Here is a 14,906-nt window from a genome sequence, read left to right on the forward strand (position 1 = left end):
ATGAGTTTGGACATTTCTCAGTTTCCCGTGTTGGCGCAGGCCAACACCCCTAATGAACTCCGCCAGCTTCCTCAGGCACTTTTACCACAAGTAGCCGACGAACTGCGCGAGTTCCTTCTTAAGTCTGTTGGCATATCCAGCGGACATTTTGCCTCTGGGCTCGGCACAGTGGAACTCACTGTTGCGTTGCACTATGTCTACAACACCCCTTTTGATCGGCTAATTTGGGATGTGGGCCATCAGGCTTATCCCCACAAAATTCTCACGGGTCGTCGCGACAAGATGCACACCATTCGCCAAAAAGATGGCTTGCATCCTTTCCCATGGCGTGAAGAAAGTGAATACGACACTTTCAGCGTTGGGCATTCAGGCACGTCTATCAGCGCCGCACTGGCGATGGCGATTGCCGCAGAAAAAGAACAAGCGGGTCGTAAAGTCGTTGCCGTGATCGGTGATGGCGCCATGACTGGTGGTATGGTGTTTGAAGCCATGAACCACGCAGGCGACTTACACAATGACATGCTCGTGGTACTGAACGACAACGAAATGTCGATCTCTGAAAATGTCGGCGCCCTCAATAACCATTTAGCCCAACTGATGTCAGGCCGTTTCTACACTACGCTGCGCGAAGGCGGCAAGAAAGTATTGAAAGGCATGCCCGTCATCAAAGAAATGGCCAAACGCACTGAGGAACACCTCAAAGGCATGGTCGTTCCTGGCACCCTGTTTGAAGAGTTAGGTTTCAACTATATCGGTCCTATCGACGGCCACGATGTTGATGCTCTGGTCGAGACCATGCGTAATATGCGCAATCTTAAAGGTCCACAGGTGCTGCACATCATGACGAAGAAAGGTCGTGGTTATGAACCTGCTGAAAAAGATCCTATCGGTTGGCATGCGGTACCTAAGTTTGACCCGTCGCTGTTTAAAAAGCCGGCTACCAAACCCGGTTTACCGACCTTTTCCCAAGTCTTCGGCAAATGGTTGTGCGACATCGCTGAGCAAGATGAGAAAGTATTAGCCATTACTCCTGCGATGCGCGAAGGCTCGGGTATGGTGGAGTTTTCCCAGCGTTTCCCGAAACAATATTTCGATGCGGCGATTGCCGAGCAGCATGCCGTCACCCTATCAGCAGGTTTTGCCTGTGAAGGCTTTAAGCCTGTGGTGGCGATTTACTCGACCTTCCTGCAACGCGCCTACGATCAACTTATTCATGATGTGGCGCTACAGCAATTACCGGTATTGTTCGCTATCGATCGCGGCGGTATTGTCGGTGCCGATGGTCCAACTCACCAAGGTGCATTCGATTTAAGCTTTATGCGTTGCATCCCCAACATGGTGATCATGGCGCCGTCGGACGAAAATGAATGTCGTCAAATGCTCTACACTGGCTATTGCTATGATGCGGGTCCAAGTGCAGTGCGTTATCCAAGGGGCAGTGCCACGGGAGCAACGCAAGTCGAAGCGATGACGGCATTACCGATTGGTAAAGGCGTGATCAAACGTGTGGGCAAGCGCATTGCCATTCTCAACTTTGGCACCTTGTTAGCCTCGGCGTTAACCGCTGCCGAAAGCTTAGATGCAACGGTTGTCGATATGCGCTTTGTAAAACCGCTCGATGTTGATTTAGTCAAAGAGATGGCGCAAACCCACGAAGTGCTCGTTACTGTAGAAGAAAATGCCATCATGGGCGGCGCAGGTACTGGCGTACTTGAACAGCTTCAAAAGCTGCGAATGCCCAAGGACGTGCTTCAGATTGGTTTGCCTGATGAATTTATCAAACATGGCTCACCCGAGGAAGTTACCCATGACTTGCAACTGGATGCCGAAGGCATACTGGCGCAAATCAATGCTTATCTAGCGCAATAAATGGCTCAATAGTTGGCGGAATAGGTAGAACTAGCTTATCTCGGTAAGGTGCTCAGTCTTACCAATACAAAGTCTTACCAATATAGATTCCGCCAATATTTTGCACATATTCCGCCCATAAAAAAAAGGACTGCAATTGCAGTCCTTTTTTGTTGCTGTTGACCCGTCCTAAATAGCGTTGACACTTTTCAAACTCATTTTGGAGAGTGTAATGACTTCAACAATTAAACGAACTCAACGTGATTATTCCCTCGCTTTTAAATTGGCCGTTGTCGACCAAGTGGAAAAAGGCGAGCTGACTTATAAGCAGGCCCAAGACAAGTACGGTATTCAAGGTTGTTCCACCGTGTTAGTTTGGCTTCGCAAACATGGAAAACTGGATTGGTCCCAAGGAACACCATCTACATCAATGCGAGGACATTTAATGACTGAGCCCACCACACTCACTCCCGAGCAAAAGATAAAAGCACTCGAAGCCGAACTTGAAGATACCCGCATGAAAGCCGCGTTCTTCGAAGCCATTGTCGAAAAACTTAGAACTGACTACGGGATTTCTGTCGTAAAAAAGCCACGAGCGAAACGCTCCAGGAAAAAACGGCCATAGGTTATCGCGTCACCCAATGCTGTCGCTACCTCGGGATTAGCCGTCAGGCGTATTATCAGCAATGTCAGCGGCAAAAAGTATCAGAGCAGAGGGAGCAACACGTGTTGCAAACGGTGCAATATGAACGGTTATTTCAACCACGAATAGGTACACGCAAGTTGCAGTATTTACTGAATAAATCACATCAAATAGTGATTGGGCGAGACCGGTTATTTAGCAGCCTCAGAGCGCATCGTTTGTTGGTCGCACCTAAACGGGCGTACCACAAAACGACTCACAGTCATCATCGATTTAGGTGTCATCCCAACTTGCTAAAGCCCAGTGAGCAACAAGTGGACATCACTCGCTCAGAGCAAGTCTGGGTGGCTGATATTACCTATCTGCCACTGCAAAATAATGAAGCCTACTTAAGCCTGGTGACCGATGCCTGGTCACGAAAAATCGTGGGCTATCATGTTGATGATAATCTCAAAACAGATGGTGTGCTAACAGCGTACAAACAGGCACTGAGGCAGCGGCAAGACAAAGATAAAGATAAACCGCTGATACACCACTCAGATCGAGGAATACAATACTGCTCAAACGCTTATCAAGCGGTTCACACACATCATGGTGTGACATGCTCAATGACAGACGGATATGACTGCTATCAAAATGCATTAGCAGAACGCGTAAATGGCATATTGAAGCAGGAGTTTTTAACACATAAGCCAGCAACGCTGGATGAGGCGCGACAGATGGTGGCAGAAGCGGTCGCCATATATAATCAACGACGGCCACATTTGGCCTTAAAATATAAAACGCCCGATGAGGTTCATCAGGCGTTTTAGGTAGAAATAAGTGTCAACTTATTTCAGGACGAGACATGTCTGTTATAACAGCGGCTGATCCAATAAAGCTTAAGCTTCGATATCTATCGTTGCGCTTTCTTGGTTAGGGCCACCCTGTGACACCATTACCATAGCAGGGCGCAGCAAGCGACTGTTCAGCTCATAACCCTTTTGCATCACCAACATCACAGTGTTCGCAGGGAACTCGGCACTTGGCTGCATACCAATCGCTTGATGTTGATCAGGGTTAAATGACTGACCTTGTGGATCAATCTGCTTAACACCAAATTTAGCCACCGCAGTGAGTAAGCTTTTTTGAGTTAACTCAACACCTTGATAAATCGCTTTCGTCGCTTCATCTTCAGGGTTAGTCCCCATCAATGCGCGCTCCATGTTATCAAGCACTGGCAAAAGTTCATTGACGAACTTTTCCAAGGCAAACTTGTTCGCCTTTTCCACATCCATTGCGGCACGACGACGAATATTGTCGACTTCGGCTGCGGCGCGGATAACTGAATCCTTCTGCTCTTCAACTTTCGCCAAAGCTTCAGCGAGTAACTGTTCCAGCTCTTCAATACGGAAATTGGCCTGGGTAAGCTCATCGATCAGACTTGCTTCTGCGGTAGATACTTCAGACTCTACACCCTCTTGGATCAGATCCTGTTCTGCTTTAATCGATTCGTTGCTCATTTTCACTCCAGCTAAAAATGCTTTGTTTCTGAAATACTCTGGGCATATTATGGGGATCAATTTTGACGTTTCAAGGCCTAAGGCCAGATCTAGCATAAATATGACCACAAAGTTTCATACTATCGGCCTTATCGGCAAACCTCATCACCAAGGGACCAATCAAACCTTAAAACGTCTGCATCATTGGCTGACAATGCAAGGCTTTGAAGTCTTAGTGGAAGAGCGTGTTGCTACCGAACTAGGGCCCAATATCGAGGCGGTCGATTTGCTAGAAATTGGCGCGCGCTGCGACTTAGCCATAGTCGTCGGTGGTGACGGTAACATGCTTGGCGCAGCTAGAGTATTAGCCCGCTTCGATTTAGGCGTGATTGGCGTTAACCGCGGCAATTTAGGCTTTTTAACCGACCTGCCGCCCGATGCCTTTGAAGAAGCCCTCGCTAAGGTACTCGACGGTGAGTTCGATACCGAGCACAGATTCTTACTCGAAGCCGAAGTCTATCGCCACGGTATGCTCAAGGCGAGCAATACCGCCGTCAACGAAGCCGTACTCCATCCGGGTAAAATTGCCCACATGATTGAGTTTGAGGTCTACATTGACGATCAATTTATGTACAGCCAGCGTGCCGACGGCATGATAGTGTCAACGCCAACCGGTTCGACGGCTTATGCCCTCTCCGCTGGCGGCGCTATCCTGACGCCTAATTTACAGGCCCTAATCTTGGTGCCTATGTTCCCGCACACTTTGTCGTGTCGCCCGATTGTCGTCGATGCCTGCAGCACGATAAAAATGGTTGTGTCACCCGAAAATGGCGAGAACCTCGAAGTCAGCTGTGATGGCCATGTGCATCTAGCCGTGTTACCGGGCGATGAAATCATAGTGCGCCGCAGCTCTGAACGTTTACGTTTAATTCATCCTAAAGGTCACAATTATTTCCACGTGCTGCGAACAAAATTAGGCTGGGGCAGCAAGTTGTTTTAAGCCTGCGCATATTTGTCCTATTTCCCATAATGGGTCCTATTTCTATAACTTACCCAATTACCCTATTAAAGAGACGTATTCCGTCTCTTTTTTATTTTGTAAATATTCCCATAAAAATGGCGGCTAAAGACGAGAAGCTCTTTTTGAGTTCGTAGAAAGAGAAGTATCCCGCTGTTCAAAAAACTGAAAGTGACTTAAATAACGGTTATTTAATTTCAAATTAAAGTAATTTTAATTAAGTGACTTACATCACAATAAAATTTCGATTTTAAAAAGCGTGATCTGCATCACTATTAAAAAACACCTATCAATCATAAATTTAATCAATACAAACAATCACTTGACAAACTTCAGTGCAATTTCACTAATTCTACGGCGTCGCCTTACGTGATCTTAATCACACCTTAAAAATGTCTTAAAAAATCATTAAGAGTCTATTAATGAAATAAATGGATCAGTTAATTGCAATAATGACGATAAATATGAGTGATAGCTCTACTTTTAATAACCAGAAAAACAACAAACTCAATTTTATATAACCAAAGTAGATATACATCCAAGAGTCTAAGTGATCATTGTCACATATAAGAAAATCCCCTGAGAGAAGCACCCCGCAGCACTGTAAATTAGCATTTCATATAGCAGCCAAGATGATCTAGATCATATTAGTCAAGCCCACAATAGCATCTAGTACACAACACAGAATGTCGAGACCATAACTCGTTGCAGTATTAACTGCTGATTTATCGGTCTGGGAAGTCGACATGAAGGCAGATGAAAAATTCTAATATCAATAATAAGACAGACCACTTTATGAAGAGGCAAGCATGACAATACTTCAACTCCTCGCCAGCTTGACGCCTGTGCTCAGTGTAATGCTATTTCTAGTATTACTCAGAATGCCCGCATCAAAGGCTATGCCCATTTCCATGCTAGTCACTGCGCTCGCCGCTGTGTTTATTTGGCAAATGGATACCACATTACTGGCGGCATCGGTCCTCGAGGGACTGCTATCAGCCATCACTCCATTAACCATCATCTTCGGCGCGGTATTCCTGCTTAATACCCTGAAATACTCAGGTGCGATGGATACCATCCGTGCGGGCTTTACTAACATCAGTGCCGATGCCCGTGTGCAGGTCATTATCATTTGTTGGTTGTTTGGCGCCTTTATCGAAGGTAGTGCCGGTTTTGGTACACCCGCCGCGATTGGTGCGCCACTGCTTGTACTGCTGGGCGTACCACCGGTTGCCGCTGCGGTTGTTGCTTTGATTGCCGACTCAGCCTGCGTATCATTTGGAGCGATTGGCTTACCTGTGCTCTTTGGGATGGAACAGGGTCTGATCCAAGGTGGCGTAAGCATGGCTGCGGAGCAATTTGCGGCACATGGCGGTAACTATGCTGGTTACGCGCAATATATCGTCATGCATATGATCACTATCGACTTAATCACAGGTTCATTAATCCCGCTGGTCATGGTGACTATGCTGACCGGATTCTTTGGTCGCAATAAATCCTTTAAGGAAGGCTTAGCGATTTGGAAATTTGCGATTTTTGCAGGTCTTGCGTTTACTGTCCCCGCATGGATCATCAACTACCTCGCAGGCCCTGAATTCCCAGCGGTTATCGGTGCATTAATCGGTATGGCACTGGTGATCCCTGTTGCGCGCAAAGGTTATTTGCTTCCTAAAACCCCTTGGAATGATTTTGCCGAAAATGACAGTCAAGAGGGAGTCAAGGTTGAAGCCACAGCCAAATTCTCACAAATAGCCGCTTGGACGCCCTATATCATCATGGCTGCGCTGTTGGTGTTATCTCGTACAGTTATGCCGCTTAAAGCCTGGTTATCAAGCTTCAATATCAGCTGGACAGGTTTAATGGGCACCGAACTTAAGGCCAGCTTCGCGACGCTATACGCCCCAGGCGCCTTCTTCGTCGCCGTGTGTATTCTCGGTTTCTTCCTGTTCAAAATGAAAAGCCCTGCGATTAAGCAAACGGTCGGTGTGTCATGTAAGTCCATGTTACCCACCATTATTTCATTAGGTGCTTCGGTGCCTATGGTGAAAATCTTCTTAAACTCAGGTGCTAATGGTGCAGGTCTTGCCTCTATGCCAGTTGCCCTAGCCGATATGCTTGGCCAGTCAATGGGGGCGGTATGGGCATGGGTGGCGCCTATAGTAGGGATTTTTGGTGCCTTCTTATCGGGTTCAGCCACTTTCTCGAACATGATGTTCTCCAGTCTGCAATACAGTGTGGCTGACAATGTTGGCATGAACCACACATTGGTTTTGGCACTACAAGGTATAGGTGCGAACGCCGGTAACATGATGTGCGTAATGAACGTGGTAGCCGCTGCCACTGTGGTGGGTATGGCGGGTAGAGAATCAGAAATTATCCGTAAGACTATGCCGGTTGCCATCGGTTATGCCCTATTGGCAGGAACTATTGCAACCCTATGGGGTGGTTTCTAATTCATTGATTTAATTGAGCAGTCGAAGTCACTACCTATGACTTCGACTTCTGTCAGTTTACAAAGAGAGCAATGCAATGTCGATTAACTACAAATTGGTCATCGATGATCTAAGAGTGCAATTAGGCGACCACCCTGTCACGGATGATCCCGTCCGTCGTTTTGCTTGGTCCACCGATGCGAGTTACTTCAGAATCGTCCCAGAAGTCGTAGTCCATGCCGAGACCCTAGAGCAAGTTAAACAGACCTTAGCGGTAGCCAGGAAGCATAATGCGCCCGTGACTTTTAGAGCAGCGGGCACCAGTTTATCGGGCCAAGCTATCGGTGAGGGCATACTGCTCATTCTTGGTCATGATGGTTTTAGAAAGATTGAAGTCAGTAGCGATGCCAAACAAATTACCTTAGGTGCCGCTGTCATTGGTTCCGATGCCAATGCCGTATTGGCGCCACTTAACCGCAAAATTGGCCCCGATCCTGCGACCATTGCCTCGGCTAAGATTGGCGGTATTGTCGCCAATAATGCGTCCGGCATGTGCTGCGGCACGGCCCAAAACAGCTACCAAACGATTGCCTCAGCCAAGCTGCTTTTTGTCGATGGTACAGAGCTCGATACTGGCTGTGAGAAATCAAAGGCAGAATTTGCCAAAACCCACGGCAAAATGCTCGATGCGATAAAAGAACTGTCGCATATGACTCGCCATAATCCAGTATTGGCGGAGCGTATTCGTAAAAAATATTCCATCAAGAATACCACTGGCTATGGTATCAACTCGTTACTCGATTTTACCGATCCCTTCGACATCATTAATCATTTGATGGTGGGTATGGAAGGTACTTTAGCCTTCATTAACGAAGTCACCTACAACACTGTCAATGAGGCTAAATTTAAAGCCTCGGCCATGGCCGTATTCCACAATATGGAAGATGCCGCCCGCGCTATTCCATTGATTAACGGAGAGAGCGTTGCAGCGGCGGAGCTCCTCGACTGGCCATCCATCAAAGCGGTAACGGGTAAGCCTGGTATGCCGGACTGGTTATCGGAATTGCCCGCATTATCCGCTATTTTGCTTATCGAATCCCGTGCCGATGACGCGCAAACCCTCGAGGCTTATACCCAAGATGTCACCGCGAAACTCGCCGGCTTTGACTTTATTCGCCCAATGGAATTTAGTACTAACCCAGCAGTTTGTGACAAGTATTGGGCAATGCGTAAAGGCTTATTCCCCATTGTGGGTGGCGAGCGGCCAAAGGGCACCTCGGTCATTATCGAAGACGTAGCCTTCGAACTCGAGCATCTAGCGGCAGCAGCACACGATATTACTGAGCTTTTCCATAAACATGGTTACCCTGAAGGCTGTATCTATGGCCATGCCCTAGCGGGTAACTTCCACTTTATTATTACGCCGACTTTCTCTACCCAAGCCGATATCGACCGCTTCCATGCCTTTATGGACGATATTGCCGATATGGTGATTAATAAGTACGACGGTTCAATGAAAGCCGAGCATGGCACCGGCCGTGCTGTGGCGCCGTTTGTCGAAAAAGAATGGGGGCAAGATGCCTACACCCTGATGAAAAGTATCAAGCAAGTGTTTGATCCTAATGGTATCTTAAACCCAGGTGTTATCCTCAACGACGATAGCAATGTCCACGTTAAAAACATCAAGCCCTGCCCTGTGGTCGATGATTTTGTCGATAAGTGCATCGAATGTGGTTTCTGCGAAAAAACCTGCCCAACATCGGCGCTGAACTTCTCGCCGCGCCAGCGTATCGCCACTTTGCGTGAAATCGAACGCTTAGAGCAATCCGGTGATAAAGCCGCCGCAGCCGAAATGCGCGCCGCCGCTAAGTACGATGTGGTTGATACCTGCGCCGCCTGTCAGCTTTGTACTATTGCCTGCCCGGTTGACAACAGCATGGGCCAATTGGTGCGTAAGTTGCGCACGCCATACATCACGACCACTGAGCAAAAAGTCTTAGATTTCCAAGCCAAACATTTTGGCGCGGTCAACCAAGTGATCAGCTCAGGTTTTGACATGCTCGGGGTTATCCATAAAATCACTGGCGATGGCATCACCAATGCGCTAATGAAAACCGGCCGTTTGATTTCAAAAGAAGTGCCCTATTGGAATCCGGATTTCCCCAAAGGCGGCAAACTGCCAAACCCCTCCCCTGCAAAAGTGGGCCAAGAAACTGTGGTCTACTTCCCTGCTTGTGGCGGCAGAACCTTTGGCCCAACGCCAAAAGATCCCGATAACCGCACTCTGCCCGAAGTCGTCGTCACCCTGCTGGAACGCGCAGGTTATAACGTGATTACCCCTGAAAAGACCCGCGATTTGTGCTGTGGTCAAATGTGGGAGTCTAAGGGCGACTTTAAAAATGCCGATGCCAAACGCCAAGAGCTTATCGATGCGGTGAGCAAAATGACCAACGGCGGCAAGTTGCCTGTGGTCGTCGATGCACTGTCTTGTACCTATCGCACCCTCACGGGTAACCCCAAAGTACAAATTATCGACTTAGTTGAGTTTATGCACGACAACTTGCTAACTAAGCTCAACATCAGCAAAAAAGTCAATGTAGCACTGCACTTAGGTTGTAGCGCCCGCAAGATGAAACTTGAGCCTAAGATGCAGGCGATTGCCGATGCTTGCTCAGCCCAAGTGCTTAAACCTGCGGGAATTGACTGCTGTGGTTACGCGGGTGAAAAAGGCTTGTATAAACCAGAAATCAACGCCAGTGCACTGCGTAATATCAAAAAGCTCATTCCTGTCGAGATTAAGGAAGGCTATTACGCCAACCGTATGTGTGAGGTCGGTTTGACTCAACACAGTGGCATTTCCTATCGCCATTTGGCTTATCTACTCGAAGAGTGCAGCCGCTAAAACACTGACTAAACGGGGCTCAAAGTAGCCCCGTTTTTCTTTAGAAGACAACTATTCTCATTTATCGGCCGACACGCTTCAACTTGTAGTTAAATTACAAAATCAAACCATAATAAAGCAATTAAAATCATAAACTTAAATTATTCTCATTTTTGCAAAAATCTACAAGCTCATTTACTAAATTAGGGCTACTTATTTACTTTAGATAGGCCTATATTTGATCAACTACCTTAGCATTTGTGTGGACTTTGGGGGCACAGTGCAAGGCAATGTCGTTCACTAACAAGAAAGAGAAAACACAATGAAAATCGCCCTTTTCATCCCGTGTCTAGTCAATCAAATGATGCCAGAGGTTGCTATTGCCACCTTGGAATTATTAGAGAAACTTGGGCACCAAGTGATTCTACCCGCGGGTCAAACATGTTGTGGCCAGCCGATGACAAACTCAGGTTGCTTCGATGCAGCGCGCAGTACCACCCTTAAATTGCTCAACGCCTTTAAGGGAGTGGAATGCGACGCTATTGTTTGCCCAGCCGCCTCTTGCTTAGTGGCCGCCAAAGAAAACTTCCACGAGTTTGATAGCAGCCCTGAAGCGCAAGCTGTGATCAACAAGCTCTATGAACTGACAGAGTTTTTACACGATATCGCGCCGATCCCCGCCTTTACCAAGCCCTTCGCGCACAAGGTAAGCCTGCAACTGAGTTGCCATGGTATTCGCATGTTAAGCCTTGCGACACCAAGCGAGCAGATGGGGCCAAGATTTAACAAAGTCGAAGCCGTGCTCGCCAATATTGCGGGTATAGACATAGTCTATCCCGACCGTCGTGACGAATGCTGTGGCTTTGGCGGTACGTTCGCCGTCGATGAGGGCGCAGTGTCAGCCAAAATGGGCAAAGACAAGGCCCAAGCCCACGCGGCAACGGGTGCAGAGTATGTCGTAGGTTTTGATCCTTCATGCCTGTTGCACCTCGATGGCATGATCCGCAGACAGCAATTGCCGATTGAAATTCGCCACATAGCGCAAGTGCTGAACGCCGCGCTTTAGGAGACTCACCATGGCTTACAATCATAATCACGATGCTAGTCAAGGCTCACAGGTCCATGCCCATAAAGCCGATATTTTCTGCCGCGACGAAACCCGTGTCGACTGGTATTCAAAAGCGCTGTGGATGCTCAGAGAAAAACGCGACCGCGCCGCGGGTAGTATCCCAGAGTGGGAACAGCTGCGTCAGTTAGGCTCAGAAATTAAGCTCCATACGCTCACAAATCTTGCCCAATACCTCGAAACCTTTGAGCAAAACTGTATCGCCAACGGCATACAAGTCCATTGGGCAAAAGATGGCGCCGAACATAATCGTATCGTGCATGACATTTTATCGCGCCATAATGTCAAAAAATTAGTGAAGTCTAAGTCAATGCTGACCGAGGAATGTCACCTCAATCCGTACTTAGAACAACGTGGTATTGAAGTCATAGATACTGACTTGGGCGAGCGGATTATTCAGCTCGCCAAAATGCCGCCATCACACATAGTGGTGCCCGCTATTCACATGAAAAAAGAAGAAGTTGGCGACCTCTTCCATGAGAAACTCGGCACTAAAGCAGGGGCAGCCGATCCCTTGTATTTAACCCGTGCCGCCCGCGCACATTTACGAGAAAAATTCCTTACTGCCGATGCAGCGATGACAGGCGTGAACATGGCGATTGCTGACAAAGGCGCCGTGGTGGTTTGTACCAACGAAGGCAACGCCGACATGGGGGCTAACTTGCCTAAACTGCAGTTGCATTCAATGGGGATCGACAAAGTGGTGCCCGATGTGGACAGTGCCGCCGTTTTGCTGCGTACCTTAGCACGTAACGCTACGGGTCAACCTGTTACGACTTATAGCGCCTTTTACCGTGGTCCACAGCCTGCTGGCGAGATGCATATTATTATTGTCGACAATGGTCGCACTGAGATGCTTAAGGATAAAATCCTTGCAGAATCATTGAAGTGTATCCGTTGTGGTGGTTGCCTCAATACCTGCCCTGTGTATCGTCGCTCCGGCGGTTACAGCTACAACTACACCATTCCAGGCCCCATTGGTATCGCTGTAGGCGCTAAGATTGATGACACTAACTCGATTGCTTGGGCCTGTACCTTGTGCGGCAGCTGTACCTATGTCTGCCCAACAAAAGTGCCGCTCGATAAGATTATTTTCCACCACAGACGCCTTAAGGCCGAAGCCGGAAAACTCCCTTATGGCAAAAATAGTTATATGCCATTAGTAGGTAAATTTATGGCAAGTGAAACCATGCTGAATTGCTCTATGAGTGTGGCGAGAACCGCGCTGCGCATTCTACCGGGCAGTCTGTTAAAGCCCTTTAGCGGTGCATGGGGTAAATACCGTGAACTGCCCGTCGCCCCGAACTCCAGCTTCGAAGCTTGGTTTAAGAAACACAGGAGCCTATAAGATGTCTAGTAAACTTGAAATTCTCAATGCGCTCAAACTGTCGGCCTTAACCAATCATCCTATGCCAAGCATAGAAGTGACGCCAAGGCTCGAAAACCTCGTCGGCCAGTTTGAGACTAACCTCAATACGGTCGCGGGTACGCTGCATAAAGATGGTGGCGTCCAAGCCCTACAAGCCAAAGTCGATGAACTCATCGCCCAAGGGTTGCAGGTGATCTCTTTAGTTGATGGCGTAACGGCAAACCGCGAAGTTCCCCCCACCGCCCATGAGCTAAAAGACATAGATTATGCGGTCATTCCAGGTGAAATTGGCGTTGCCGAAAACGGCGCCATCTGGGTGAACAATAAGAATCTAGGCCACAGAGTGACACCTTTTATCTGTGAAAACCTGATCTTAGCCCTGCCAACCGATAAAATTGTGCCAAACATGCATCAAGCGGCAAAAGAAATCACGCTAGCCTCAGGTGAGTTCGGGGTGTTTATCGCGGGTCCCTCAAAAACCGCCGATATCGAACAAGCCCTCGTCGTCGGTGCTCACGGCGCCTGCAGCTTGAACGTGTATTTGCTCTGATACCTCAAGATTTAATGTAACCAAGAAAACACAAAGGTTACGGGACAATCGAAACACGAAAGCCGACCTTTTTTGGCGGCTTTCTTATTTAAACGTTAGCATCAGATGGCGAACGGGCTGTTAAACACGGATGCTGTGCAAGTCAATCAGTGGATGCAAGGCCGCGCTGTCCAGCTCATTGATGAGCCCCGCAGCCTAAAGCAATCGTTAGTGATAAGTAGAGGATCTTTATCAAGTCGCTTTAACCAGGTGCGATAGCACAATGCTGAGGATACCTTGCGAGTCTCCTCGACGCGGCTGGTCGTATTCTCGACTATCTCCATTAGGCATTTATAGTAGAGGTGGGTAAATGAACGAGGTATTACTACAAATAAAGGCGCTCACCAATGGCGATCTTTTGTTGACGGCTGTCATTGTTGGAGTATTAACATTTACGTTAATTGGGCTAGTAGGCTACATGCTAAAAGATGTCCCCGCGAAGCTGTTAAGTTGGCTCAGTTGCCTACTGTTTTTGCGGCTCACTATCGACGATAGCCATCAGGCGCGCACAGAGGTATTCAATAAACTGTCCTTTTTGATCAGTAATACTACTATTCCGTTTTTTTCACGCTCTATCTCTGAGGCTGTGTACTTTGACTATAGTGCGAGTTACGACGGGCGTGTCAGTGTTAAGTCTATTGGCTACGGTATGCACCTGTTTAAATACGCTGGTTGTTTCATGTTGGCTAGCCGTACTAAGGTCGATAGTACTATGGCATACGATACGATTACTGTAAGTGCACCCTTGTGGGCAAAAGATAAACTACATCGTTTTTTAGAAGACACTCGTGGGGACATCTCTACTGAGCCAAAAGTGAATATCTTCGAGGAAACCGAATGGTGTCGCTATGGCACATTGAAATCATCGGGTTTTAGTGAATTGGTGCTCGATGAAGGGTTTAAGCAGGAGCTGATGAGGGAAGTTGATAACTTCGCCAGTCGGGGAAAATCGGTTGTCAGTAAGCTAACCATATTACTACATGGAAAAACGGGCACAGGTAAGACGGGTATAGCGAGGGCCTTAGCGGTTGAGTATCATCGCGATCTATACATATTGAATCTATCGACTGTCAATGATGCCACTATTCATAAGGCGATTAGAAAGGTAGCGCCCGGAGCTATGTTGTTAATAGAGGACTGTGACTGTGTAAAGGCTACGGTATCACGTACTGCTGAAAGCAATGTAGATAACCCACCACTCACTTTAGGTGGCGTACTCAACGCGTTAGACGGCGTCATTCCTCTTGATGACTGCCTTGTCATAATGACCACAAATCATCTTGATAATCTTGACCCTGCGTTGATACGTAAAGGTCGTGTAGATGTCAGTATTGAAGTACCACTTATCAGTGCAAAACAAGTTAATGAAGACTACTTTGAACGTTTTGGCGCAGTGCTTAATAGAACTGAGCCATTGTTAGGTTGTGAAATCTATGAACTCCATCGTAGAGCGAACTTAAGATATGGTGTGTGTTGTAAGCCAGTGTAACCCTCTTCCTCTGTAATCGACGGGAGTGTC

Annotated in this window: 10 protein-coding genes; 9 read left to right on the forward strand and 1 reads right to left on the reverse strand. The window is 47.6% G+C overall.

The genetic code is table 11. The annotated features are described in order from the left end of the window. Complete coding sequence (dxs, locus tag Q4Q46_RS00890) at positions 1–1,869, forward strand: 1-deoxy-D-xylulose-5-phosphate synthase (RefSeq protein ID WP_311904994.1); 1,869 nt, start codon at positions 1–3, stop codon at positions 1,867–1,869. A gap of 211 nt (positions 1,870–2,080) precedes the next feature. Beyond that, a protein-coding gene (locus Q4Q46_RS00895; RefSeq protein ID WP_311904995.1) for an IS3 family transposase occupies positions 2,081–3,303 on the forward strand; the annotation gives its coding sequence in 2 pieces (ribosomal slippage) (positions 2,081–2,429 and positions 2,429–3,303; 1,224 coding nt in all). A 69-nt stretch (positions 3,304–3,372) separates the two neighbouring features. On the opposite strand, the gene grpE is transcribed toward Q4Q46_RS00895, so the two are convergent. Next, positions 3,373–3,993 carry a nucleotide exchange factor GrpE gene (gene grpE / locus Q4Q46_RS00900; protein ID WP_311904996.1) on the reverse strand — a complete coding sequence of 207 codons (621 nt, stop codon included), beginning with the start codon at positions 3,991–3,993 and terminating at the stop codon, positions 3,373–3,375. Positions 3,994–4,093: 100 nt separating this feature from the next. Here grpE and nadK point away from each other — a divergent pair, with 100 nt between their 5' ends. The 7 genes from nadK (at position 4,094) to Q4Q46_RS00935 (ending at position 14,876) form a co-directional block, all read left to right on the forward strand. After that, positions 4,094–4,972 carry an NAD(+) kinase gene (gene nadK / locus Q4Q46_RS00905; protein WP_106651138.1) on the forward strand — a complete coding sequence of 293 codons (879 nt, stop codon included), beginning with the start codon at positions 4,094–4,096 and terminating at the stop codon, positions 4,970–4,972. A gap of 827 nt (positions 4,973–5,799) precedes the next feature. Beyond that, on the forward strand, positions 5,800–7,443 hold the full coding sequence (locus Q4Q46_RS00910) for an L-lactate permease (RefSeq protein WP_261273381.1): 1,644 nt from the start codon (positions 5,800–5,802) through the stop codon (positions 7,441–7,443). Positions 7,444–7,519: 76 nt separating this feature from the next. Then, positions 7,520–10,324, forward strand: a complete 2,805-nt coding sequence (locus tag Q4Q46_RS00915) for an FAD-binding and (Fe-S)-binding domain-containing protein (protein WP_311904997.1) — start codon at positions 7,520–7,522, stop codon at positions 10,322–10,324. A 301-nt stretch (positions 10,325–10,625) separates the two neighbouring features. Next, on the forward strand, positions 10,626–11,369 hold the full coding sequence (locus Q4Q46_RS00920) for a (Fe-S)-binding protein (protein WP_006085148.1): 744 nt from the start codon (positions 10,626–10,628) through the stop codon (positions 11,367–11,369). A 10-nt stretch (positions 11,370–11,379) separates the two neighbouring features. After that, positions 11,380–12,777 carry a lactate utilization protein B gene (locus Q4Q46_RS00925; protein WP_311904998.1) on the forward strand — a complete coding sequence of 466 codons (1,398 nt, stop codon included), beginning with the start codon at positions 11,380–11,382 and terminating at the stop codon, positions 12,775–12,777. Position 12,778: 1 nt separating this feature from the next. Then, positions 12,779–13,348 (forward strand): LutC/YkgG family protein, encoded by a 570-nt coding sequence (locus Q4Q46_RS00930; RefSeq protein ID WP_006085146.1) that lies wholly within the window; start codon positions 12,779–12,781, stop codon positions 13,346–13,348. Positions 13,349–13,697: 349 nt separating this feature from the next. After that, positions 13,698–14,876: an AAA family ATPase gene (locus tag Q4Q46_RS00935; RefSeq protein WP_311904999.1), complete on the forward strand. Its 1,179-nt coding sequence runs from the start codon at positions 13,698–13,700 to the stop codon at positions 14,874–14,876. The last annotated feature ends 30 nt before the right edge of the window (positions 14,877–14,906 follow it).

This window comes from Shewanella vaxholmensis (assembly GCF_031932135.1).
Lineage (GTDB): Bacteria > Pseudomonadota > Gammaproteobacteria > Enterobacterales > Shewanellaceae > Shewanella > Shewanella hafniensis.

Coding starts and splice junctions, on each gene's coding strand:
- Q4Q46_RS00915 (WP_311904997.1), top strand. CDS start 7,520: ATGTCGATTAACTACAAATTGGTCATCGATGATCTAAGAGTGCAATTA.
- nadK (WP_106651138.1), top strand. CDS start 4,094: ATGACCACAAAGTTTCATACTATCGGCCTTATCGGCAAACCTCATCAC.
- Q4Q46_RS00935 (WP_311904999.1), top strand. CDS start 13,698: ATGAACGAGGTATTACTACAAATAAAGGCGCTCACCAATGGCGATCTT.
- dxs (WP_311904994.1), top strand. CDS start 1: ATGAGTTTGGACATTTCTCAGTTTCCCGTGTTGGCGCAGGCCAACACC.
- Q4Q46_RS00910 (WP_261273381.1), top strand. CDS start 5,800: ATGACAATACTTCAACTCCTCGCCAGCTTGACGCCTGTGCTCAGTGTA.
- Q4Q46_RS00930 (WP_006085146.1), top strand. CDS start 12,779: ATGTCTAGTAAACTTGAAATTCTCAATGCGCTCAAACTGTCGGCCTTA.
- Q4Q46_RS00925 (WP_311904998.1), top strand. CDS start 11,380: ATGGCTTACAATCATAATCACGATGCTAGTCAAGGCTCACAGGTCCAT.
- grpE (WP_311904996.1), bottom strand. CDS start 3,993: ATGAGCAACGAATCGATTAAAGCAGAACAGGATCTGATCCAAGAGGGT.
- Q4Q46_RS00920 (WP_006085148.1), top strand. CDS start 10,626: ATGAAAATCGCCCTTTTCATCCCGTGTCTAGTCAATCAAATGATGCCA.